Source organism: Streptomyces sp. NPDC001068, assembly GCF_042897315.1.
Taxonomy (GTDB): Bacteria; Actinomycetota; Actinomycetes; order Streptomycetales; family Streptomycetaceae; genus Streptomyces.
The window spans coordinates 104,433-125,158 of the sequence record NZ_JBIAYD010000007.1 but is presented as its reverse complement, the minus strand read 5'-3'; the positions used below and the strand labels follow the sequence as shown (position 1 = coordinate 125,158).

Annotated in this window: 23 protein-coding genes; 9 read left to right on the top strand and 14 right to left on the bottom strand. The window is 72.6% G+C overall.

All coding sequences use genetic code 11. The features are described from left to right. Positions 1-34 precede the first annotated feature (34 nt). Entirely contained in the window at positions 35-1,102 is a 1,068-nt protein-coding gene (locus tag ACFY3I_RS20780) for an RNA ligase (ATP) (protein ID WP_390861903.1), read from the top strand. Between the two features lie 130 nt (positions 1,103-1,232). Here ACFY3I_RS20780 and soxR read toward each other — a convergent pair whose 3' ends face one another. Continuing rightward, a complete protein-coding gene (gene soxR, locus ACFY3I_RS20775) occupies positions 1,233-1,703 on the bottom strand; it encodes a redox-sensitive transcriptional activator SoxR (RefSeq protein ID WP_390861902.1) in 471 nt (156 codons plus the stop codon). Between the two features lie 124 nt (positions 1,704-1,827). Between soxR and ACFY3I_RS20770 the strand changes: the two genes are divergently transcribed. Beyond that, on the top strand, positions 1,828-2,289 hold the full coding sequence (locus ACFY3I_RS20770) for a MaoC family dehydratase (protein ID WP_390861901.1): 462 nt from the start codon (positions 1,828-1,830) through the stop codon (positions 2,287-2,289). 37 nt (positions 2,290-2,326) lie between these two features. Here the strand turns inward: ACFY3I_RS20770 and ACFY3I_RS20765 are convergent, their stop codons facing one another. From ACFY3I_RS20765 to ACFY3I_RS20755, 3 genes are all read right to left on the bottom strand, one after another. Then, complete coding sequence (locus ACFY3I_RS20765) at positions 2,327-2,950, bottom strand: TetR/AcrR family transcriptional regulator (RefSeq protein WP_365288018.1); 624 nt, start codon at positions 2,948-2,950, stop codon at positions 2,327-2,329. A 101-nt stretch (positions 2,951-3,051) separates the two neighbouring features. Continuing rightward, entirely contained in the window at positions 3,052-3,339 is a 288-nt protein-coding gene (locus ACFY3I_RS20760) for a YiaA/YiaB family inner membrane protein (RefSeq protein ID WP_365288020.1), read from the bottom strand. Between the two features lie 59 nt (positions 3,340-3,398). After that, a complete protein-coding gene (locus ACFY3I_RS20755; protein ID WP_365288200.1) occupies positions 3,399-4,550 on the bottom strand; it encodes an acyl-CoA dehydrogenase family protein in 1,152 nt (383 codons plus the stop codon). Between the two features lie 65 nt (positions 4,551-4,615). Here ACFY3I_RS20755 and ACFY3I_RS20750 point away from each other — a divergent pair, with 65 nt between their 5' ends. Continuing rightward, a complete protein-coding gene (locus tag ACFY3I_RS20750; RefSeq protein WP_390861900.1) occupies positions 4,616-5,263 on the top strand; it encodes a TetR/AcrR family transcriptional regulator in 648 nt (215 codons plus the stop codon). Positions 5,264-5,344: 81 nt separating this feature from the next. Beyond that, positions 5,345-6,313 (top strand): DMT family transporter, encoded by a 969-nt coding sequence (locus ACFY3I_RS20745; protein WP_390861899.1) that lies wholly within the window; start codon positions 5,345-5,347, stop codon positions 6,311-6,313. Between the two features lie 64 nt (positions 6,314-6,377). Here the strand turns inward: ACFY3I_RS20745 and ACFY3I_RS20740 are convergent, their stop codons facing one another. The 7 genes from ACFY3I_RS20740 to ACFY3I_RS20710 all read right to left on the bottom strand — a co-directional run bounded on the left by ACFY3I_RS20740 (position 6,378) and on the right by ACFY3I_RS20710 (position 12,510). Continuing rightward, a complete protein-coding gene (locus ACFY3I_RS20740; protein ID WP_390861898.1) occupies positions 6,378-7,466 on the bottom strand; it encodes a Zn-dependent alcohol dehydrogenase in 1,089 nt (362 codons plus the stop codon). 13 nt (positions 7,467-7,479) lie between these two features. Beyond that, a complete protein-coding gene (locus ACFY3I_RS20735; protein ID WP_390861897.1) occupies positions 7,480-8,868 on the bottom strand; it encodes an aldehyde dehydrogenase family protein in 1,389 nt (462 codons plus the stop codon). A 106-nt stretch (positions 8,869-8,974) separates the two neighbouring features. Further along, a complete protein-coding gene (locus tag ACFY3I_RS20730) occupies positions 8,975-9,427 on the bottom strand; it encodes a DUF3574 domain-containing protein (protein ID WP_390861896.1) in 453 nt (150 codons plus the stop codon). A 185-nt stretch (positions 9,428-9,612) separates the two neighbouring features. Further along, the gene (locus ACFY3I_RS20725) at positions 9,613-10,269 is read right to left on the bottom strand and encodes a class F sortase (protein ID WP_390861895.1); all 657 of its coding nucleotides are present in this window, start codon (positions 10,267-10,269) and stop codon (positions 9,613-9,615) included. Further along, entirely contained in the window at positions 10,256-10,981 is a 726-nt protein-coding gene (locus ACFY3I_RS20720; RefSeq protein ID WP_390861894.1) for a hypothetical protein, read from the bottom strand. Before ACFY3I_RS20720 ends, ACFY3I_RS20725 begins: the two co-directional genes overlap by 14 nt. Positions 10,982-11,286: 305 nt before the next feature. Further along, on the bottom strand, positions 11,287-11,904 hold the full coding sequence (locus ACFY3I_RS20715; protein WP_365288036.1) for a TetR/AcrR family transcriptional regulator: 618 nt from the start codon (positions 11,902-11,904) through the stop codon (positions 11,287-11,289). Positions 11,905-11,922: 18 nt separating this feature from the next. Beyond that, positions 11,923-12,510 (bottom strand): hypothetical protein, encoded by a 588-nt coding sequence (locus ACFY3I_RS20710; protein ID WP_390861893.1) that lies wholly within the window; start codon positions 12,508-12,510, stop codon positions 11,923-11,925. Positions 12,511-12,667: 157 nt separating this feature from the next. Here ACFY3I_RS20710 and hmgA point away from each other — a divergent pair, with 157 nt between their 5' ends. The 4 genes from hmgA (at position 12,668) to ACFY3I_RS20690 (ending at position 17,220) form a co-directional block, all read left to right on the top strand. Next, entirely contained in the window at positions 12,668-14,023 is a 1,356-nt protein-coding gene (hmgA, locus tag ACFY3I_RS20705) for a homogentisate 1,2-dioxygenase (protein ID WP_365288040.1), read from the top strand. A gap of 26 nt (positions 14,024-14,049) precedes the next feature. Next, entirely contained in the window at positions 14,050-14,799 is a 750-nt protein-coding gene (locus ACFY3I_RS20700) for a GntR family transcriptional regulator (protein ID WP_390861892.1), read from the top strand. Positions 14,800-14,811: 12 nt separating this feature from the next. After that, positions 14,812-15,966: a type ISP restriction/modification enzyme gene (locus ACFY3I_RS20695; protein ID WP_390861891.1), complete on the top strand. Its 1,155-nt coding sequence runs from the start codon at positions 14,812-14,814 to the stop codon at positions 15,964-15,966. A 63-nt stretch (positions 15,967-16,029) separates the two neighbouring features. Next, complete coding sequence (locus ACFY3I_RS20690) at positions 16,030-17,220, top strand: CaiB/BaiF CoA transferase family protein (RefSeq protein WP_390861890.1); 1,191 nt, start codon at positions 16,030-16,032, stop codon at positions 17,218-17,220. A gap of 14 nt (positions 17,221-17,234) precedes the next feature. On the opposite strand, the gene ACFY3I_RS20685 is transcribed toward ACFY3I_RS20690, so the two are convergent. From ACFY3I_RS20685 to ACFY3I_RS20675, 3 genes are all read right to left on the bottom strand, one after another. Then, the gene (locus ACFY3I_RS20685) at positions 17,235-17,507 is read right to left on the bottom strand and encodes a hypothetical protein (RefSeq protein WP_365288048.1); all 273 of its coding nucleotides are present in this window, start codon (positions 17,505-17,507) and stop codon (positions 17,235-17,237) included. A gap of 126 nt (positions 17,508-17,633) precedes the next feature. Then, complete coding sequence (locus tag ACFY3I_RS20680; protein WP_390861889.1) at positions 17,634-18,437, bottom strand: anti-sigma factor domain-containing protein; 804 nt, start codon at positions 18,435-18,437, stop codon at positions 17,634-17,636. Then, positions 18,434-18,976: a sigma-70 family RNA polymerase sigma factor gene (locus tag ACFY3I_RS20675; RefSeq protein WP_390861888.1), complete on the bottom strand. Its 543-nt coding sequence runs from the start codon at positions 18,974-18,976 to the stop codon at positions 18,434-18,436. Before ACFY3I_RS20675 ends, ACFY3I_RS20680 begins: the two co-directional genes overlap by 4 nt. Before the next feature lie 206 nt (positions 18,977-19,182). Here ACFY3I_RS20675 and ACFY3I_RS20670 point away from each other — a divergent pair, with 206 nt between their 5' ends. Beyond that, positions 19,183-20,706, top strand: a complete 1,524-nt coding sequence (locus tag ACFY3I_RS20670; protein WP_390861887.1) for a DUF4331 domain-containing protein — start codon at positions 19,183-19,185, stop codon at positions 20,704-20,706. Positions 20,707-20,726 lie beyond the last annotated feature (20 nt).

The window sequence follows — 20,726 nt, the reverse complement described above, 5'->3', positions numbered from 1 at the left end:
AGGGGCCCCGTCCCCGTCCGAGCGAGGAGAACCGATGTCGACGCTGCGCGTCACCGCCGAAGTGCTGACGGTCCATGAACACCCCGATGCCGACGCGTTGGAGCTGGCCCAGGTGGGTCTCTACCGCGCGGTCGTGGCCAAGGGCGCGTACCGCACCGGGGAGGCCGCCGTGTACATCCCCGAGCAGTCGGTGCTGCCGGCCGGGCTGATCGAGGAACTGGGGCTGACCGGACGGCTGGCGGGGAGCAACGCGGACCGGGTGAAGGCGGTTCGGCTGCGCGGTGAGCTGTCGCAGGGGATCGTGTGCCGGCCGAAGGCGCTGGCCGGTGTGGACCTGGGGCGGGCGGCCGCCGACGGCACCGACTTCGCGGAGGCCCTCGGCATCACCAAATGGGTACCGCCGGTGCCGCCGACGATGAGCGGCGACGTCGAGCCGGCCCCCGCTCTGATGCCCTGGGTGGACATCGAGAACATCCAGCGCTACCCGGGTGTCTTCGAGCCCGGTGAGCCGGTGGTCCTCACGGAGAAGATCCACGGTTCGGCGTGCCTGCTCACCTATGTCGCCGAACAGGACCGGGTGCACGTCTCCTCGAAGGGCTTCGGCGCGAAGTCGCTGGCGCTGCGCGAGGATCCTCGCAACCTGTACTGGCGTGCCGTCCGGGGCCACGGTGTGGCCGAGGCTGCCGCCCGCCTCGCCGCGCGGCTCGGAGCGCGGCGGGTCGGGATCTTCGGCGAGGTGTACGGAGCCGGCGTCCAGGACCTGACGTACGGCGCCGACGGCCGCCGCGAGTCGCTCGGGTACGCCGCGTTCGACCTCTCGGCGGAGATCGGCCAGGAGGTGCGATGGCTGGACCCGGCGGAGTTCCTGACGGGTGAACTGCCGCTGGTGCCACGCCTGTTCGTGGGCCCGTACGACGCCGACCGGGTCCTGGAGACCGCCACCGGGCGGGAATCCGTGTCGGGGCGTGCCCTGCACCTGCGGGAGGGCGTGGTGATACGGCCGGTGGTGGAGCGCTACAGCGCGGTGACCGGCGGCCGGGCGATCGCCAAGGCGGTCAGCGGCGCGTATCTGACCCGCAAGGGCGGAACGGAGTTCGAGTAGCCCACCGGGTGCCTCCGCACCCTGGGACCCGCCTGTCGGGTCACCCCGGGGCGCGGGGGTCGCACACCTGCCCACGCGCCCCGGCCGGGAGCGTCCCGCCCCGTGGCCGGTCCGGTCCGGACGACGGTGGTCAGCGGTCCCGGTTCGCCCGCTCCGGCAGCAGCCGGGACCCGGCCGCGCGTTCACCGAAGGCGTCGTCCGGGTTGGACAGTACGCAGGTGTCCAGCGAGAGGCAGCCGCAGCCGATGCAGTCGGTGAGGTGGTCGCGCAACCGGTTGAGCTGCCTGATGCGTTCGTCCAGTTCGGCACGCCACGCCTGCGAGAGACGGGCCCAGTCCTGACGGGTCGGGGTGCGTTCCTCGGGGAGTTCGCCGAGGGCCTCGCGAATGGTGGCCAGGGGGATCCCGACGCGTTGTGCCGCGCGGACGAAGGCCACCCGGCGCAGCGTGTCGCGGCTGTAGCGGCGCTGGTTGCCGGTGGTCCGCCGACTGCTGATGAGCCCCTTGGCCTCGTAGAAGTGGAGCGCGGAGACGGCGGCGCCGCTGCGTGCGGACAACTGGCCGACGCTCAGCTCTTGGATCTTCTCGGGAATCTGCGGCACCCCGCAGAGCCTACCGACCCGGCCGCGTCGCGGTCCGTTGACAGGGAGCACACACACGACCATGCTAAGCAGTCGCTTAGTTTTTGATCAGGCAGGGACGCACGACCGCGAGAGGGCCGGGAACATGGCAGAACCTAGGATCTTCACCTCCCCCGACGAGTTGAGGACGGCCGTGGGCGAACAGCTGGGCCACACCGACTGGGTGGAGATCGACCAGAAGCGGATAGACCTGTTCGCCGAGGCGACCGGCGACCACCAGTGGATCCACGTCGACCCGGAGAGGGCGGCCGCCGGTCCGTTCGGGACGACCATCGCGCACGGGTACCTGACCCTGTCACTGCTCCCGCTCTTCGGCCCCCAGCTGATCGAGGTCGAGGGCGTGAAGATGGGCGTGAACTACGGCACCGAGAAGGTCCGTTTCCCCGCACCCGTCCCGGTCGGCTCCCGGCTGCGCGCCACCGCCACGATCACCGGCGTCACCGACGTCACCGGCGGCGTCCAGGTGAACGTCGCCTTCACCGTGGAGCGCGAGGGCGGCGACAAGCCGGTCTGCGTGGCGGAGTCGGTGTCCCGGTACTACCTGTAGGCCCGGCCGGCTTCCGGGCTCGCCCGGTCCGCCGCGGTCACCCGGCCCCCACCATCCGGAGCACGAGGTCGGCGTAGAGCTCGCCGACCTGCTCGGGTGTGCGGGGGCCGTCCACGTTGAACCAGCGGGCGACGTCGATGCACAGGGAGAGCACCGCGAGCGTGGTGCCGTGGACGTCGATGACGTCGAACTCGCCGGACGCGACGCCGTCCTCGATGATCCCGCGCACCTCGGCGTCGACCTGGCGGCGGAGGTCGAGGATCTCGCCGCGGGCGCCGGGGCCGAGGGCGTCCAGCTCGTACTGCACGACCCGGGCGGTGGTGCGCCGCCCGGCGTGCCAGCGGACGAAGGAGCTGACGCCGTCCGCGAGCCGCTCGGCGGCGGTGCCCTCGCGCCGGGCCGCCGTCTGGAGGATCTCCAGGGCCTTGTCGTGACCGATGCGGCTGATCCGGTGGAGCAGCTCTTCCTTGGTCTTGTAGTGGATGTAGAGCGCGGCAGGGCTCATGCCGGCGCGGCCCGCGATGTCACGCGTGGTGGTGGCGTGGTAGCCGCGCTCGGCGAAGGCCTCCACGGCCGCGACCAGCAGCCGCCGGGCCGCGTCAGGGGTGACCTCGTCCCACGGCTCGACCTCGCCGCCGGTCGTCTCCTCCGCCGTACTCATCGCTCGCTCGCCCCTCTCGGTACCGGAGCTCCACCATACCGCCGAAGCTGAGCGGGCGCTTAGTGTGCCCGCTCAGGGCTTGTCCGGCAGCTCGGGGCGGGTCAGAGCTTGTCGAAGGGGTCGTGCTCGGCGAGCAGCTTCTCCAGCCGGGCCTGGTCGACCCGGCTGACGATCTGCCCGGCCTCCTGGCGGTCGCGGACGACCTTCGCGAGCGTGAAGGCGGAGGTGACCAGGTAGAGGACGGCGATGGCCAGGAAGCCGCGCACCCAGGCGTCGGCGTGCAGCCGGAAGATGCCGATGCAGGTCGCCGTCATGGCGAGGGCGAAGGAGGCGACGGCCTGCCCGTAGAAGGCGGCGGTGTTCTGCTGTCTGACGGGTGTCTCACTCATGGACCGAGCATCGCCGGACGTGGCCCGCGCCACATCCGCCGGAATACTCAGGGACGTACTCAGAACGCCGAAACGCCGGTCAGGGCCCGACCGATGAGCAGCTTCTGGATCTGGCTGGTGCCCTCGTAGAGGGTCATCACCCGGGCGTCCCGCAGGAGTTTGCCGACCGGGTACTCGTCGATGTAGCCGTACCCGCCGAAGACCTGGAGGGCGTTGCTGGCGGCGCGCACGGAGGCCTCGGAGGCGAAGAGCTTGGCCTTGGAGGCCTCGGTGGCGAACGGCAGGCCGCGGTCGACCAGATCGGCGACCCGCCAGGTCAGCAGCCGGGCGGCGTCCACGTCGACGGCGATGTCACTGATGAGTTCCTGGACCAGCTGGTGGCCGGCGATCGGGGTGCCGAACTGTTCGCGCTCGGCCGCGTAGCCCACGGCCGCGTCCAGTGCGGCCTGCGCTATGCCGACACAGCCCGCGGCGACCGACATCCGGCCCTTGGCCAGTGCCGACATGGCGACCGAGAAGCCCTTGCCCTCGGGTCCGAGCATGGCGGCGGCGGGCACCCGGACGTCCTCCAGGACGAGTTCAGCGGTGGCCTGGCCGCGCAGGCCGAGCTTGCCGTGGACCGTGCGGCGGGTCAGTCCGGGGGTGTCGGCCGGCACCAGGAAGGCGGAGACGCCCTTGTGGCCGGGCGCGTCGGTGGAGCGGGCGAAGAGCAGGACCACGTCGGCCCAGGTGCCGTTGGTGATGAACATCTTGGCGCCGTTGACCACGTAGTCGTCGCCGTCGCGGACGGCACGGGTGGTGAGGTTGCCCGCGTCCGAGCCGGTACCGGGCTCGGTCAGGCCGAAGCAGCCGACCAGGTCGCCGGAGGTCAGTCCCGGCAGCCACTGCCGCTTCTGCTCCTCGTCGCCCCAGGCGGCGACGGTCTTGGCGACCAGCCCCAGGGAGACCGAGACGATTCCGCGCACGGAGGAGTCCCCGCGGCCGAGTTCCTCGGTGACCAGGCAGTACGACAGGTGGTCGCCGCCCGAGCCGCCGTACTCCTCGTCGATCGTCAGGCCGAGGAAGCCGACCTCGCCGAGCTTCTTCACGATTCCCCGGTCCACCTCCTCGGCGCGGTCCCAGGCGATGACGTGCGGGGCGATCTCGCGCTCGACGAAGTCCCGGGCGAGCCGGCGTACGGCGGTCTGCTCCTCGCTGAGTCCCAGGTCCACCATGTGATCACCTCACATTTAAATTAGCACTGCTAGTTTATTGGTACAGCCCTACTATGTGCGCCATGGCCCGACCGCGCAAGCCCCTCCTCAGCACCGACCGGATCGTCCGGGTGGCACGGGAACTCGTGGACGCGGAAGGCCTGGCAGCCGTCTCCACCCGTCGGCTCGCGGCCGAGCTCGGGGTGAGCGGGCCCTCGCTCTACAACCACTTCCGCACCAAGGACGAGATCCTGGAGGCGGTGGCGGACTCGGTGAGCGCGCAGGTCGACCTGTCGATGTTCGGGGGCGGTGCCGGCCGGGACTGGCGGACCGCGCTGCACGACTGGGCGGTGTCCTACCGGACCGCGCTCCGCGACCACCCGAACATCGTGCCGGTCCTGGCCCGCGGCCCCGGCCGCCGCCCCGCCGGACTGCGGCTCGCGGACGCGGTCTACGGGGCGATGGTGGACGCGGGCTGGCCGCCGGCCCAGGCGACGTCGATCGGTGCGCTGATGCGGTACTTCGTCATGGGGTCCGCGCTGGGGTCGTTCGCCGGCGGGTTCGTGGACGACGCCGGCGCCTACGATCCGGCCGACTATCCCCACCTCGGCCAGGCGCACCTGCTGGCGGACCAGCAGGAGAAGATCGACGAGCGCGCGTTCGAGACGGGGCTGCGGGCGCTGCTGGACGGGTTGCAGGAGCAATTCTCGGCGGTGGGGCGGAACGCGTAGGGCCGTCCGGGCCCCCGCTCGCCACCACCCCGTCCGAAATCCGCGAGCCCGCGGCCGCCCCCGCTCCCTACTCTCGGTGCCATGAACGATCCCGCCGCCTCCGCCCCCGCCGGCCGCCCGCCGCTCCCCTCCTTCCCCGCCCTCCCGGCCCTCGCCGCCGTCGTCACCGTCGTGCTGTGGGCCTCCGCCTTCGTGGCGATCCGGAGTGCGGGGGACTCCTACTCCCCCGGCGCGCTGGCCCTCGGCCGCCTGCTCTCCGGGTCCCTGGCCCTCGGGCTGCTCTGCCTCGTGCGGCGCGAGGGGCTGCCGCCCCGGTCCGCCTGGCGGGGCATCGCGATATCCGGTGTGCTGTGGTTCGGCTTCTACATGGTGGCCCTGAACTGGGGCGAGCAGCAGGTGGACGCCGGGACCGCCGCCCTCGTGGTGAACGTCGGCCCCCTGCTGATCGCCCTGCTCGGCGCCCGGCTGCTCGGCGACCCGATGCCGCCCCGGCTGCTCGCGGGGATGGCGGTGTCGTTCGCGGGTGCCGTGACCGTGGGACTGTCGATGGCCGGCGGTGGCGGCTCCTCGGTGCTCGGCGTCGTACTGTGCCTGCTCGCGGCGGTCGCCTACGCGGCCGGCGTGGTCTCCCAGAAGCCCGCCCTGGCCCGGGCGAGCGCCCTCCAGGTGACGACGTACGGCTGCCTCGTCGGCACCGTGGCCACTGTGCCGTTCGCCGGGCAGCTGGTCCACCAGGTGGCACACGCACCCCTGTCCGCGACCCTCGACATGGTCTACCTCGGGGTCTTCCCGACCGCGCTCGCCTTCACGACCTGGGCGTACGCCCTCGCCCGGACCACCGCGAGCCGGATGGGCGCGACGACGTACGCGGTGCCGGCGCTGGTCGTGCTGATGTCCTGGCTGGCGCTCGGCGAGGTGCCGGGGCCGGTCACCCTGGTCGGCGGGGTGCTGTGCCTGGCCGGTGTGGCGGTGTCGCGTTCGCGGGCCCGGACGCGGGCTCCCCGTGCCGTGCCGGCGGCCGGGGAGCCGCACTCCGAACAGGTGCCGTGAGGGGGCACCCGGTGCCGCGACCGGAAAGTTCACCGGCCCGCGACGCCGGCTGCGAACCCAGGGGTCAGAACACGACCAGGGCCCGGCCGCCCTTGCCCGCCAGCATGTTCTCGAACGCCGCCGGGATGCCCTCCAGCGTGGTCCGCTCCGTCACCAGCGCGCCGAGGTCCAGGCGGCCGGCCCGGACGTGCTCGGCGAGCACCGGCAGGTCGTGGGCGGGGTCCGAGTTGCCGTAGACGCAGCCGGACAGGGTGCGGCCCCAGTGGAAGAGCTCCAGGGCGTTGAAGGTGACCTGCTCGCTCTTGCCGCCGATGCCGACCACCGTCGTACGACCGCCCCGGCGGGTGGACTCCCAGGCCGCGCGGATGCTGACCGCGCGGCCGGCGCATTCCACGGAGACGTCGACGCCCTGTCGGCCGGTGAGGGCCCGGATCGCCCGGGGCGTGGTGTCGGAGGCGACCACGTAGTCGGTGGCACCGGCCGCCCTGGCCAGTTCCTCCTTGGCCGGGGAGACGTCCACCGCGACGATCCGGGACGCGCCCGCGATCCGGGCCGCCTGCACCGCGGCCAGACCCACCCCGCCGACGCCGAACACCGCGACGGTCTCGCCCTCCCGGACGCGCGCCGAGTTGTGGACGGCGCCGTAGCCGGTGAGCACCGCGCAGCCGAGGAGGGCCGCGTCGGTGAGCGGGATGCCGTCGGGCAGCGGCAGGACGCAGGACTCCGCGACCACCGTCTCCTCGGCGAACGCGGCGACGTTCAGGCCGGGGTGCAGGTCGGTGCCGTCCGCCGCGCGGGCGTACACGCCGGCGGCGCCGGCCAGGGCGTCGACGCACAGCCAGACCTCGCCGAGCGAGCAGGCGTGGCACTTTCCGCAGGAGGGTGCCCAGTTGAGGACGACCGGGTCCCCGGGTGACAGCCGGGTCACCCCCTCGCCCACGGCCAGGACCGTGCCCGCGCCCTCGTGGCCGAGGACCGCCGGGACCGGCACCCGCATGGTGCCGTCGGACAGGGACAGGTCGGAGTGGCAGACACCGGCGGCGGCGAGGCGGATCCGGACCTGGCCGGGGCCGGGGTCCGGGAGTTCGATCTCGGTGACCGTGAGCGGGGCGCCCACGGCGGGCAGTACGGCGGCTCGGACCTTGGCAGGCATCGGAGCGGCCTCCTCAGAACTGGAGGGACTTGGTCTGGAGGTACTCGGCGAGGCCGTGCGCGCCGAGTTCCCGGCCGACGCCCGACTGCTTGTAACCGCCGAACGGGGCCAGGGGGTTGAAACGCCCGCCGTTGATGTCGACCTGTCCGGTCTCCATGCGCCGGGCGAAGGACACCGCCTCCGCCTCGTCCCCGGCCCAGACGGCACCCGCGAGCCCGTAGACCGTGCCGTTGGCGATCCGCAACGCGTCCTCCTCGTCCGTGTACCGCAGGATCGACAGCACCGGGCCGAAGATCTCCTCCTGCGCGATCGTCATCTCGGGAGTGACGTCGGCGAACACGGTCGGGCTGACGAAGTAGCCCCGCTCGCGCGTGGTCTCGGGACCGCCCGCGACCAGCCGGGCGCCTTCCGCGACGCCCTTCTCGATGTAACCGCGCACGCGGGTCCGCTGCCCGGCGCTGACGAGCGGCCCGATGCGGTCCGCGTACTTCGCGGCGGCGGCCGCCGCCAGTTCCACCGCCTGCGCGTACTGGTCGGTGTGCACCAGCATCCGTGTCCAGGCGCTGCACGTCTGACCGGAGTTGGACATCACGTTGGCCACGCCGACGTTGACGGCCTTGGCCAGATCGGCGCTCGGCAGGATGACGTTGGCGGACTTGCCGCCCAGTTCCAGGGCCACCTTCTTCACGGCCGCCCCGGCCGTCGCGCCGATCTGCCTGCCGACGGCGGTGGAGCCGGTGAAGGAGACCAGGTCCACGCCGGGGTGCTCGGCGAGGGCCTGCCCGGCCACCGGTCCGAGGCCGGTGACCAGGTTGAACACACCGGCCGGGAAGCCGGCCTCGGCCACCGTCTCGGCGAACAGCTGGGCGGTGAGCGGGGTGTCCTCGGCGGGTTTGAGCACGACCGTGCAGCCGGCCGCCAGCGCCGGGGCGACCTTGGCGACGATCTGGTGCAACGGGTAGTTCCAGGGGGTGATCGCGCCGACCACGCCGACCGGCTCCTGGTGGACGGTGGAGTTGCCGACCTTCTCCTCGAAGGGGTGGGTCGCGGCCAGTTCGGCGTAGGAACCGGCCACCGCGATCGGCAGCCCGGCGTGCACGGCCTGCGCGAACTGCGGCGGCGCGCCCAGTTCCGCGGTGACCGTCGCGGCGATCTCGTCCTTGCGGGCCGCCAGCGCGTCGCGGAGCGCGCCGAGCCGGGCGGCCCGCTCGGCGGGCGGGGTGGCGGCCCAGGCCGGGAGGGCGGCACGGGCGGCACGCACGGCGGTGTCGACGTCCAGCGCGCCGGCCGCCGGGACCCGGCCGATGACCTGCTCGTCGACCGGGTTCACGACCTCGATCACGTCATCGCTCTCGGCGGCGCGCCAGGCGCCGTCGATGTACAGGCCGTCGTGTGCCTTCATACTGCGTCCTCCCGGCGGGGCTTGGTCTGCGACCACACAAACTAGCGGCGATAGTTTTTCGGCGCCAGAGACCCCGCGGGGCCGCGGACGGGTGGCGACGGGACCATCAGAGGTCGACCCGGGCGCGTTCGTCCACCCGCCCCACGCTCTCCTGGCCGAAAGCCTTCTCGTAGGCCCGCCGGATCTCCTCGATCCTCCGGTCACCGCGCCCGGCCGCCGACTCGGGGTACAGCAGGATCAGTTCGTACGACCGTTCCTTCTCGATCGTGCCGTGCGCGTCCCGCCACTGCCCGCGCCCGCTCTGCACGGTGAGGCCGTCGGGGAAGCCGGGGGTGACCTCCCTGTCGACGAAGGCGGAGAACTGCCGGTCGGTGACGGCGGGTCCGCCGTCCGGCCGGGCGGTGCCGAAGAAGAGCCGGGTCTCGACGTAGGCCTTGCCGCGCGCGGGCACGGCCGCGGGCCGGTCGTCCGCCAGCGCGGTGTAGGCGGCGGGGACGCCGGCGAGCAGGACACCGGCCAGCGCGAGCGCCGACCGGTTGCGAAGCAGATGAGCAGACATGCCCCTTTTTTTAGGGGGTTCGCGCCGGCCGGGTCCCCGATTCCGGCCGGGATTCACCCGTCCAGGCCGAGGGGAAGCGCACCTCCGGGAGCGCGGGGAAGCGCACCTCCGGGGCGCGGGGAACCGCGCGACCGGCCCGCGCGGGCGCGGCGGGGGTGGTGCGGGCAACCGCCCGCACCACCCGGTCACTTGGTCGCGGTGAGATGGGCGAAGACCACGACGTTGCTGGTGTAGCCCGTCGTACGGCTGAAGAGTCCGCCGCAGGTGATGACCCGGAGTTCGGGACGCCGGGTCCGGCCGTACACCTCCTGGCTCGGGAAGCCGACCTTGTCGTAGACCTTCACCCGGTCCACGGTGTACACGGCGGTACGGCCGTCCGCGCGGTCGGCCTCGATCCGCTTGCCGGGTTCGACCTGGGCGAGTGCCGCGAAGACGGCGGGCCCCGTCCTGGTGTCGCGGTGGCCGACGGCGACCGCGAGGCCGGATTCGCCCGGCGTCGCGCCGCCCTCGAACCAGCCGATCAGCTTCGGGTCGTCGACCGGCGGTGTCTCCAACTGCCGTCCGCGGTCCAGCCGGACCCCGGTCACCGGCGCGTCGACGCCCAGGAAGGGGATGCGCATCGACGTCGGCCGGGACCGGGGCAACGGGCGGGGCGGCGGCCCGTCGGCCCCGTTGCGGCCCGCGCCCGGGCCGTCCGCCGCGAGGGCGTCCGACCCGTCCGACCCGTCGGCTCCCCAGCACCGGACCGCCGTCACCAGGACGATCGCCAGCAGGGCTGTCCTCGCGAGGCGGTAGGCGCGGGTCCGGTACCAGGGCCTGCGTCCGCGCCTACGCGGCGCCATGGGGCCGCCGGCGGATCAGCCGGACGTACACCACGCCGCTGGCCGCGACCAGACCCACGGCGGTGGCGGCGGCCAGGGGCGAGAACGCGGCCGCCGTGTCGGCGAGGCCGCCGCCACCCGCGTGCACACCGCCCTGCGGGCCGCCGTGGTCGTCGCCCTGCGTCCAGGAGTCGCCCCGCTGGTTGTCCTCGATCTGCCCGCCCGGGCCGCCGCCCTGGCCGTTCTGATCGTGCTGGCCGCCGGGGCCGTTCGGGCCGCCCTGGCCGTTCGGGCCCTGCGCCCCGTCCGGCTTGACGTCATGGCAGTTGACCCGGAAGACCTTCTCCTTCAGCGCGCCGCCCACGACCCACGCGATCTTGTACTGGCCGTCCGCCAGACCCAGCGGGTCGGTGTGCCCGGCACCGCCCGCGAGTTGGACGGTGCCGGCGACGGTGGCGGCGGTCGGCAGCGGCGGCTGCGGGGTGATGGTGTAGGCGATGGCGGTGAGGACGTCGAAGTTGACGGCGTCGAGGTAGAACCTGCAGACCGCCGGGTCGTCCTTCGAGACGCCGAAGGGCACGCCCACCCGGTGGATCCGGATGTCGCCGTTCTCCCCCTGCGCCATCGCGATCGGCGCCGCCACCCACGACGCGCCGGCCGCGGCGATGGCGGTGAGGACGACGGTGGCGCCCGCGCGGGTACCGGCGGCGCGTGGCATTGTGAGCGTGGGCATGCAAGCTCCTCCGAGTTAGACGATTTTCATACAAATCGACCTTTCGTCTGGACTGTCACCCATGCACTCCGCGACCCGCGGCAACGACATCCGACGCGCCGTCAGATATCGCTCAAGCGGCGCAACGCCGAGCCCCATGCCGAGCCCCCACGCCGCGGCCGCCGCGCCGGTCCGCGGTGCCGGACCGCCGTTCCGGCGCCCTCCGGCCGGCCCCCGTACCTGCCGGGCGCCATGGTGAAGTCCTCCGCGGAGCGGGCCGGACGGTCCCGGACACGATTCCCGCCCCCCCCGCCGACGCCGGGGGGTCAGTCCAGTACCCGCGCCAGGTAGGCCCGCAGCAGCTCCCGGGTCTCCGAGATGATCGTCTCGTCGCCCTCCGGGTCCATCCGGAAGGAGAGGTGGACCAGAGTGTCCGCGGTCTCCACGGCCACCAGGAAGGTGCGGCGCAGAGCCTCGTCCGGGGCCCGGCCGATGTAGCCGGAGAGCAGGTCGGTGAGGCGGTCGGCGACCCTGCGGTTGGGTTCGGCGTGGCGGGCGCCGACCGGGATCTGGTTGCCGAAGTCGACGAGCGAGAAGCCGGGCGCGGTGCGCTTCATCGCCAGGTACTCGTCCAGCACCGCGTCCATGGCACCCCGCCAGTCGCCCTCGGGCGCGTCCTTGAGCCGCTCGGCGACCTGCTCGGTGTAGCGCTCCAGGTTGCGCTGGGCGAGGGCGTCGACCATCTGCCGCTTGTTGCCGAAGAAGCGGTAGACCGAGCCGATGGGCACCCCGGCGCGCACCGCGACGGCCCGGGTGCTCAGCTCCTCGTAGCCCACCTCGTCGAGGAGGTCGGCGCAGGCGTCGAGAATCCTGGTCAGCCGTTCCGCGCTGCGGCGCTGGACGGGAGCTTTGCGAAGCGGGGGCGCTGGGGGCACGGGCTTCATGATGCCTTTCCGCGGGGATCAGGTGAACCTCGCCCCCAGGTACGGAGACGGATGGCCCATGCACTCATCCGGGCGGTGCGCCGCTGCCGCCGTCGGGGTGGCCCGCTCCGCGCCGGACGCCGTGATGTCCGCCGTGCTCTCCACCGGTTCGCCCCGGACCGCCCACACCGTGCCGTCGTCCGCGTAGAGGCGGGCGGTGACGCGGTGGGTGCCGTGCGGGACGAGCCCGGCGGGGAGGTGGTATCCGGGGGTGCGCAGCCGGGTCACCAGGCCGTCGTCCACGAAGAGGTAGGCGAGACCGCGCCCGGCGACCGCCCGCGCCGCGGTGCCGGCCCGGGAGAAGCGGAAGCGGTGCACGTCGAGCCGTACGTCCCAGCCTCCGGCGGCGTCGGGCGTGATCACCGTGTCCACCTCGGGCGCCTGCTTGCCGCCGGCCTCCCGGTAGTGGCGTCCGTCCTCGTCCGTGTCGTCGAGGATCCTGCCCACCGGCGAGGGCGACCCCGTCCCCCGCTCCCCGTGCGCCGCTCCGGACCCGCAACCCGCCGCCGCGACCGGCAGCAGCACGCAGACCGCGAGCGCGCCGGGCAGTCCGCGCGTCCACGACATGCCCGGGAGCGTAGAACAGCGCGCCGGAGACCGGATCCCCCTGGAGTCGGGTTCCCGCCGTCCCCCGCGGGGATGATCCCGGCCCTCTTGCACCTGCCCCGCCGCAATCCTACGGTGATGCATAGGAATCAGGTACGTACCGGTCCAAGGAGCGATCATGAGCGATGGGGGCACCTCCCGCGCGAGCGTGTTCGAGCGTGAGGAAGCGCGCAAAACCGCCGAGGGGCTGACGTACCTCTCGGGGTTCGGCAACGAGCACGCCTCCGAGGCCGTGCCGGGCGCCCTGCCCGAGGGCCGCAACTCCCCGCAGCGCGCCCCGCTCGGCCTGTACGCCGAGCAGCTCAGCGGTACGGCCTTCACCGAACCGCGGGCCGCCAACCGCCGCTCCTGGCTGTACCGGATCCGCCCCTCTGCCGCGCACCCCGCGTTCACCCGGGCCGCCGGTGACGGCGCGCTGCGCACCGGCCCCTTCACCGAGGTGGCGCCGGACCCGAACCGGCTGCGCTGGAACCCGCTGCCGGATCCCACGCCGGGCACGGACTTCCTGGCGGGACTGTGGACGCTCGGCGGCAACGGTGACGCGACCCAGCGGACCGGCATGGCCGTACACCTGTATCACGCCGACTCCTCGATGGAGCGCGTCTTCTCGGACGCGGACGGCGAGCTGCTGATCGTCCCCGAGCGCGGCGGGCTGCTGCTGCGCACGGAGTTCGGGCTGCTGCGTGTGGAGCCGGGACATGTGGCGCTGATCCCCCGTGGGGTCAGGTTCCGTGTGGACCTGCTGGACGCCACCGCCCGCGGTTATGTGTGCGAGAACTACGGCGCGCCCTTCCGCCTGCCCGACCTGGGCCCGATCGGCGCCAACGGCCTCGCCAACGCCCGGGACTTCCAGGCCCCCGTGGCCGCCTACGAGGACCTGGAGGGTCCGGTGGAGGTGGTCAACAAGTTCTGCGGCCACCTGTGGACCGCCACCTACGACCACTCCCCGCTGGATGTCGTCGCATGGCACGGCACACATGTGCCCTACCTCTACGATCTGCGCCGCTTCAATGTGATCGGCAGCATCTCCTACGACCACCCCGACCCGTCGATCTTCACGGTGCTCACCTCCCCGTCGGACACACCCGGCCTGGCGGGGGTCGACTTCGTGGTCTTCGCGCCCCGCTGGCTGGTCGGCGAGAACACCTTCCGGCCGCCGTACTTCCACCGGAACGTGATGAGCGAGTACATGGGTCTGGTCGAGGGCGCCTACGACGCCAAGGCCGAGGGCTTCGTGCCGGGCGGCGGCTCCCTGCACAACATGATGTCGGCGCACGGCCCGGACCGGGAGACGTTCGACCGGGCCAGCACGGCCGAACTGCGTCCGCACAAGATCGACGACGGCCTCGCCTTCATGTTCGAGACCCGCTGGCCGGTGACACTCACCGAGCAGGCGGCGTCCGCCGGGCACCTGCAACAGCGCTACGACGACGTGTGGCAGGGCCTGGAGCGCCATTTCCGGCCCTTGCACTGAAGATCCCCTACCGGTACGGATGGCCCGTGACCTCCTTCGCCCCGGACTCGATCGTCCTGAACCGCAAGCTGCCGCTCTGGTATCAGGTGTCGCAGTCACTGCGCGCCTCGATACTGGGCCGCTCGCCCCGGGACCCGCTGCGGCTGCCCACCGAGGAGCAGCTGGCGGAGCACTACGGCGTGAGCGTGCTGACCATGCGCCAGGCACTGAAGGAGCTGGAGGACGAGGGCCTGATCAGCCGGCACCGGCGCCGGGGCACGTTCATCGAGCCGGACGTCCGGCGGGGCACTCCGGTTCGGCTCCTCGGCTCGGTGGACGCGATCGTGGCCCAGCAGTCCGGCATGACGGCCGAACTGCTGGACCACGGCACGGCACCGGTGTCCGGGGAACTGACCGAGTTCTTCCCGGACCTCGACGAGGTGGCGACGTACCACCGGCTGCGCATCGACGAGCAGACGGGCGAGCCGACCAACCACGCCCGCAACCACGTCCGCCCCGAACTGGCCGCCCGCATCGACCCGGAGGACCTGGCCCGCCGCCCCATGACCAAGGTGCTCCGGGACGTGGTCGGCGCGGACATCAGCCGTATCACGGACACGGTCGAGGCCCGGCTGGCCGACCCGGAGACGGCCCGGCTGCTGCGGGTCCCCCTCCTCAGCCCGATCCTGCACTACACGGGAGTCACCTACGACACCGCCGGCCGGGTCCTGGACCTGGCCGTCATCCACTACCGGGGCGACCGCTTCTCCTTCACGGTCACCCTCGACGCCACCTGAAGTCGTCGTACGATGCCGGGCGTGACGCACGACGACGCTCCGCTGCTGGCGGACCTCATGCCGTGGTCCGTCGCACCACTACGGCTCGGCCGGGGGTGGCCGACGGCCCCCGATCCGGCGACCCTCAAGGCCCGTTGGAGCGCGTTCCTGCGGGCCGAGGGCGCCGAGCGCGAGGCCCTGTTCGAGCCGACGCGCGCCCGGACGGTCCACTCGGCGGTGCCCCAGCTGCCGGGGCAGCCGACCGGCACCGAGCGGCTGGCGCGGGCCTCGGGCCCGTGCGCGGACCCGGTCCGTGTCCTCGCCGCCCCCTTCGACGAACAGTGGCTGATCCCGGACCACCGCCTGATCGACGCGGCCCGGCCCGAGTTGTGGCGGGTCGCCGACGGCCACCAGGTCTTCGCGGTGGAGTCGGCGGAGGGCATGCCGCTGCTGGCGACCTCGCTGCCGCCCACGCTCCGGGCGGGCCGGATCCGCCCGCTGTACCGCCGGCCGGGCGGGGCGGAACCCAACCTGGCGCCGGGCCTGCTGGAACACCTCGCCGGCCGGCTCGGCCACGACCTCGCCGCGCCTGACGTACTGGCCTGGGCGCTGGCGACGGCCCGGCCGGACCACACGGTCCCGCTCACCGCGGACCCCGGTCTGTGGGCCCGGGGCGTCCGGCTGGGCCACCGGGCCCTGTGGCTGCTGCGCCGCGACGGCGAACGCCCGAAACTGCCGGGCGGCCGCCGCCCCTACGTCCGCGCCCCGCTCCCGGCCCGGCCGCTCACCGTCCGCTACGTCCCGGAGGAGGAGGCCCTCCACATCGACGAGGGCCGCGTCTCTCCGGTGCCGCAGGAGGCCTGGGACTTCACGGTGGGGGACGCACGGGTCCTGGAGTCGTGGTTCACCGCGCGGACGGCGGGGCCGGCGGCCCCGGGGACGCTGGCGGCGGTCACCGCCGCGGCCTGGCCCCAGTCCTGGACGTCGGAACTGCTGGAGCTGATCACGGTCCTCGCGCTGCTGGCGGAGGTACGGTCCCAGCAGGCCGGGCTGGAGTTCGACACCGGGATCACGGCGACGGACCTGAGGGCGGCGGACGTGCTCCCGCCGCCGGAGGCGTCCCGCAGGCCGGCCTCGATCCTCGAGCACACCGAGGAGGGACCGGCGGGTCAGCTGACGCTCCTGTGACCCCGGGACCGGCACCGGGAACCCGTGACGAGCCGCCACCCACCGCAGACAAGGACGCCGCCCATGGACCCTCTGCCCCTCCAGGGCATCACAGTGGTAGCCGTCGAACAGGCGGTGGCCGCTCCCTTCGCCACCCGGCAGCTCGCCGACCTCGGCGCCCGGGTCGTCAAGGTCGAGCGGATCGACGGCGGCGACTTCGCGCGCGGCTACGACACCGCCGCCCGGGGACTCGCCTCGCACTTCGTGTGGTGCAACCGGGGCAAGGAGTCCATCGCGCTGGACCTCAAGGACCCGCGCGGACTGGACGTCGTACGACGCCTCGTCGCGGGCGCCGACGTGTTCGTGCAGAACCTCGCCCAGGGGGCCGCGGCCCGGCTCGGCCTCGACGCGGCCACGCTGTGCGCGGCGCACCCCCGTCTGGTCGCCGTGGACGTGTCCGGGTACGGCGCGTCCGGGCCGTACGCCGGCAAACGCGCGTACGACATGCTCGTGCAGTGCGAGGCGGGGCTGGTGTCGGTCACCGGGACGCCGGACGAGCCGGTGAAGGCCGGGATCCCGGCGGCGGACATCGCGGCGGGCATGTACGCCTTCTCGGGTGTCCTCGCGGCCCTGGTGCGGCGCGGGACGACCGGGCGGGGCGGGCCGGTGGAGGTGTCCATGCTGGAGGCGCTGGCCGAGTGGATGGGGCATCCGCTGCACCACACCCTGCACGGCGGCACCGCGCCCGAGCGCACCGGTCTGGCGCACGCGGTGATCGCGCCGTACGACGCCTATCCGACCGGGGACGGCGGGCGGGTGCTGCTGTCGGTGCAGAACGACCGGGAGTGGCGGCGACTGGCCGAACAGGTGTTGGGGAAGCCGGAGTTGGGTTCGGATCCGGCGTTCGCGACGAACGCGGCGCGGGTGGCGAACCGGGCGCGCACCGACGAGCTGGTCGGGGCGGCGCTCGGCACGGTCGGCGCCGACGTGGCGGTGGCGCGGCTGGAGGCGGCGGGCATCGCCTGCGCGCGGCTGCGGGACCTGGCCGAGCTGGCGGAGCACCCGCAGCTGGCGGCCCGGGAGCGGTGGCGGGAGGTGGGTTCGCCGGTCGGGCCGTTGCGGGCGCTGCTGCCCCCCATCACGCTGCCGGGCGGGGACGAGGCGCGGATGGGGGAGGTACCCGCACTCGGACAGCACACCGATGCGCTGCTGCGTGCCGTGGGGATGACGGACGCGGAGACAGCAGCGCTACGCCGGGACGGTGTGGCCGCCTGAGCGCGGGCCCGGAGTCAGTGCTTGCCGCTGCCGCCGAAGAGCGAACGGCGCAGTCGGCGCAGCGGAGCGAAGAGGGAGACACGGCTGACCCGCGCGCCCCGGTCGCTGCGCCGCGCGGGTTCACGCGCGGTCAGCTCACGCATCAGTGACGTCGCCTCGATCGCCTGCTGCTGCGGTATGGCGGGACCCGCCAGCACCGACAGATGGCGGTCGAGACGCGAACTGGTCGCGCTGGTCCCGCAGGTGATCGCAGGAACCCTCGCCCTGCTGCGTGTTATCTGATCCATGTCACTCCCCACCCGTACGAGTCCACCCGGCCCGGGCAGGGTAACCCTATCGCCCCGATGGGGCACTCGTGTATCGCGGTCACAGGATTCACCTTCCCCGCAAGGCTGTTGACGACCCCTCTTTGATTACTCTCCGAATCCAACCGATTTCAGGGCGAGTTGGACAAGTGGCTGGCTGGTGGGCTGCGGAGAGCCGCCCGCGGGCTCCACGGTTACGGCGAGTGACGTCGCGGATTTGTCGAGACCCGTGGCGACCAAGGGCGTGTCGGGCCGGAAGAGCCCGAGGGAGCGCGGTTGCGCGTGGGGGCGCATGAGCCAGAGCTGATGCACGCGCCCCTTCGAAAGAGTGCCGTATCCGCTGAGCGTGACGACGGCCTGCCCCTCCGATGCGGAGGCCACCGCTCCGATACTTCGCCCCTGAGCGTCCCTGCCGCTGACCGCGCGGGCGTCGGTCGCGGCCAGGACGTGGGCGATCTCACGTGACTGGGCCCGCTCGGCGTCCAGCCGGTCCTGGGTCCGGCCGGCCTGCACCGCGAAGAGCGAGGCGACGACCAGCGCGGCGGCCGCGGTGGCGGTGGCGAACGGCACGAACAGCGGGCGCTGCCGTCTGCGCGGCGGCGGGGGCTGCGCGCCCCAGACGTGCGGCGGCAGGTTGGGGACGTGCTCCCGGGCGGGGGCCGGGGCCTGCGGGGTGGCGCGTACGGCGGCCAGCACCCGGTCGCGCATGGCGAGGGGCGGCGGGGCGGCCGTGGACCAGGCCAGCCGTACCGCGTCCTCGGTCAGCGCCCGGACCTCGGCGGCACACCGGTCACAGCCCGCCAGGTGTTTCTCGAAGCGGCGCCGTTCGCCGGGCTCCAGGGCGTCCAGGGCGTACGGCGCGGCCAGCGAGTGCAGGTCCTCGCGGTGCAGCAGACGGCCGACCAGGCTCATGCGGCACCTCCCAGGCAGTCACGCAGCCGGGTGAGTCCGTCACGCATCCGCGTCTTGACCGTGCCCAGCGGGAGTTTGAGCCGCTCGGCCACCTCACGGTAGGTGTAGCCGTCGTAGTAGGCGAGGGTGACCGACTGGCGCTGGAGGGCGGTGAGGCGGTCCAGACAGCGGCGCACCCATTCGCGCTCCAGGCCGGCCTCCACCTCCTCGGCGACCTGGTCGAAGGCCGGTTCGCCCACGCGCAGCGCCTCGCGCTGCTCGCGTTCGCCGGCCGCGCGGGCGCTGCGCACCCGGTCGACGGCGCGACGGTGGGCCAGGGTGAGGATCCAGGACAGGGCGCTGCCCCGGGCCGGATCGAACTTGGGTGCGGAGCGCCAGAGTTCGAGGAGCACCTCCTGGGACACCTCCTCGGACTGGGCGGGGTCGCGGACCACACGTCGTACGAGTCCGAACACCGGGCCGGACACCAGTCCGTAGAGGTCCTCGAACGCCTTCTGGTCGCCGGCCGCGACGAGCACCAGCAGTTCGTCCGCCTCCACCCCGCTCCCCCTCCTGTGGCCGCACCCGGCCCGTCCCCCCACACCAGGCATTCGCAACTGACGCACCTCCGGCAGAAGTACGTACGCGGGGACCGAAAACGCGGGTCGAGCAGGAAGAAAAGAATTTTTTCTTCCGACCAATCCAAACGGCCGCCCCGCTCCGTATACCCGTCCGTCAAGCAAGTTGGGACCGAGGGACGGACGGCATGACACCTCTTATCTCCAGGAGCGGCGCGGGGCGCAAGGGCCTTGTCACGCTCATATGTGGGGCACTGGCCACCGGCGGGATCACAGCCGCCGGCGTCGCCGCGCTGGCTCCGGGAGCGGCCTCCGCCTCCTCCCACCGGGAGGCCCCGCTCATCTCGGGCACTCCCCAGTACGACAACACCGACCTGTACGCGTTCGTCAGCCCGGACAAGCCCGACACGACGACCATCGTGTCGGACTACATCCCCTTCGAGGAACCGGCGGGCGGCCCGAACTTCTACCAGTTCGCGGACGACGCGCAGTACGACATCCACGTCGACAACAACGGTGACGCGAAAGACGACCTGATCTTCCGTTACACCTTCCGCACCCAGATCAAGAACAAGAAGACGTTCCTCTACAACACCGGGGTGGTCGACAACCTGACCGACCCCGACCTGAACGTCACCCAGGCGTACAACCTCGATCTGATCAAGCTCAGGAACGGCCGCCAGCAGCACACGACGAGGATCGCCAGCGACATCCCGGCGGCCCCCTCCGACGTCGGCAAGGCGTCGATGCCGGACTACGGGAAGCTGCGTTCCCAGGCCGTCTACAAGACGGTGGGCGGCGGCGCGACCTTCGCCGGGCAGGCGGACGACCCGTTCTTCGCCGACCTTCGCGTCTTCGACCTGCTGTACGGCGGCAACCTCAGCGAGGTCGGCCGGGACACCCTCAAGGGCTACAACGTCAACACGATCGCCCTCCAGGTGCCGAACTCCCTGATCCGGCAGTCGGCTTCGCGTCCGACCGTCGGCATCTACGCCACGACCCAGCGCAGGAACGCGCAGGGCTACTACACGCAGGTCTCGCGACTCGGCAACCCGCTGGTCAACGAGGTCGTCAACCCGCAGAAGGACAAGGACAAGTTCAACGCGTCCCAGCCCAAGGACGACGCGCAGTTCCTGAAGAACGTGACCAACCCGGAACTGCCCAAGCTCATCGAGGCGATCTACCACATCAAGGCGCCGAAGGAGCCGCGCAACGACCTCGTCGACGTGTTCCTCAAGGGCGTCAAGGGCCTCAACCAGGAGCAGCCGTACGCGACTCCCTCGGAGATGCTCCGCCTGAACACGTCCATCAAGCCCACCGCCGCCCCCAAGCGGCTCGGTGTCCTGGACGGTGACAACGCGGGCTTCCCGAACGGCCGCCGGCTCACCGACGACGTGATCGACGAGGCGCTGCAGGTCGTCGAGGGCGAACTGGTCGGTTCCAAGAACGACCTGGGCGACGCGGTCGACAAGAACGACAAGGGCTTCGAGAAGTACTTCCCCTACGTGGCCGAGCCCACGTCCGGTTCGCGCGGGGCTCTCGCCAAGGCGGCCGGGAGCAGCACGAAGAGCGCGCTGGGCGACGCCCTGACCACCTCCGACAGCAGCAACACGACGCTGATCGCCGGGTCCGCGGCCGCGGGTGCGGCCGGCGTCCTGCTGATCGGTACGGCGTTCGGCTGGTGGCGCCGCCGCATGCAGCGGCCGTACTGAGCGCCGTCGCGGTCGAGGCA

Excerpts from the sequence above, each read along its gene's own strand:
- ACFY3I_RS20780 (WP_390861903.1), top strand. The coding sequence starts at position 35 with ATGTCGACGCTGCGCGTCACCGCCGAAGTGCTGACGGTCCATGAACAC.
- ACFY3I_RS20770 (WP_390861901.1), top strand. The coding sequence starts at position 1,828 with ATGGCAGAACCTAGGATCTTCACCTCCCCCGACGAGTTGAGGACGGCC.
- ACFY3I_RS20765 (WP_365288018.1), bottom strand. The coding sequence starts at position 2,950 with ATGAGTACGGCGGAGGAGACGACCGGCGGCGAGGTCGAGCCGTGGGAC.
- ACFY3I_RS20760 (WP_365288020.1), bottom strand. The coding sequence starts at position 3,339 with ATGAGTGAGACACCCGTCAGACAGCAGAACACCGCCGCCTTCTACGGG.
- ACFY3I_RS20750 (WP_390861900.1), top strand. The coding sequence starts at position 4,616 with ATGGCCCGACCGCGCAAGCCCCTCCTCAGCACCGACCGGATCGTCCGG.
- ACFY3I_RS20745 (WP_390861899.1), top strand. The coding sequence starts at position 5,345 with ATGAACGATCCCGCCGCCTCCGCCCCCGCCGGCCGCCCGCCGCTCCCC.
- ACFY3I_RS20740 (WP_390861898.1), bottom strand. The coding sequence starts at position 7,466 with ATGCCTGCCAAGGTCCGAGCCGCCGTACTGCCCGCCGTGGGCGCCCCG.
- ACFY3I_RS20735 (WP_390861897.1), bottom strand. The coding sequence starts at position 8,868 with ATGAAGGCACACGACGGCCTGTACATCGACGGCGCCTGGCGCGCCGCC.
- ACFY3I_RS20730 (WP_390861896.1), bottom strand. The coding sequence starts at position 9,427 with ATGTCTGCTCATCTGCTTCGCAACCGGTCGGCGCTCGCGCTGGCCGGT.
- ACFY3I_RS20725 (WP_390861895.1), bottom strand. The coding sequence starts at position 10,269 with ATGGCGCCGCGTAGGCGCGGACGCAGGCCCTGGTACCGGACCCGCGCC.
- ACFY3I_RS20720 (WP_390861894.1), bottom strand. The coding sequence starts at position 10,981 with ATGCCCACGCTCACAATGCCACGCGCCGCCGGTACCCGCGCGGGCGCC.
- ACFY3I_RS20715 (WP_365288036.1), bottom strand. The coding sequence starts at position 11,904 with ATGAAGCCCGTGCCCCCAGCGCCCCCGCTTCGCAAAGCTCCCGTCCAG.
- ACFY3I_RS20710 (WP_390861893.1), bottom strand. The coding sequence starts at position 12,510 with ATGTCGTGGACGCGCGGACTGCCCGGCGCGCTCGCGGTCTGCGTGCTG.
- hmgA (WP_365288040.1), top strand. The coding sequence starts at position 12,668 with ATGAGCGATGGGGGCACCTCCCGCGCGAGCGTGTTCGAGCGTGAGGAA.
- ACFY3I_RS20695 (WP_390861891.1), top strand. The coding sequence starts at position 14,812 with ATGCCGGGCGTGACGCACGACGACGCTCCGCTGCTGGCGGACCTCATG.
- ACFY3I_RS20690 (WP_390861890.1), top strand. The coding sequence starts at position 16,030 with ATGGACCCTCTGCCCCTCCAGGGCATCACAGTGGTAGCCGTCGAACAG.
- ACFY3I_RS20685 (WP_365288048.1), bottom strand. The coding sequence starts at position 17,507 with ATGGATCAGATAACACGCAGCAGGGCGAGGGTTCCTGCGATCACCTGC.
- ACFY3I_RS20680 (WP_390861889.1), bottom strand. The coding sequence starts at position 18,437 with ATGAGCCTGGTCGGCCGTCTGCTGCACCGCGAGGACCTGCACTCGCTG.
- ACFY3I_RS20670 (WP_390861887.1), top strand. The coding sequence starts at position 19,183 with ATGACACCTCTTATCTCCAGGAGCGGCGCGGGGCGCAAGGGCCTTGTC.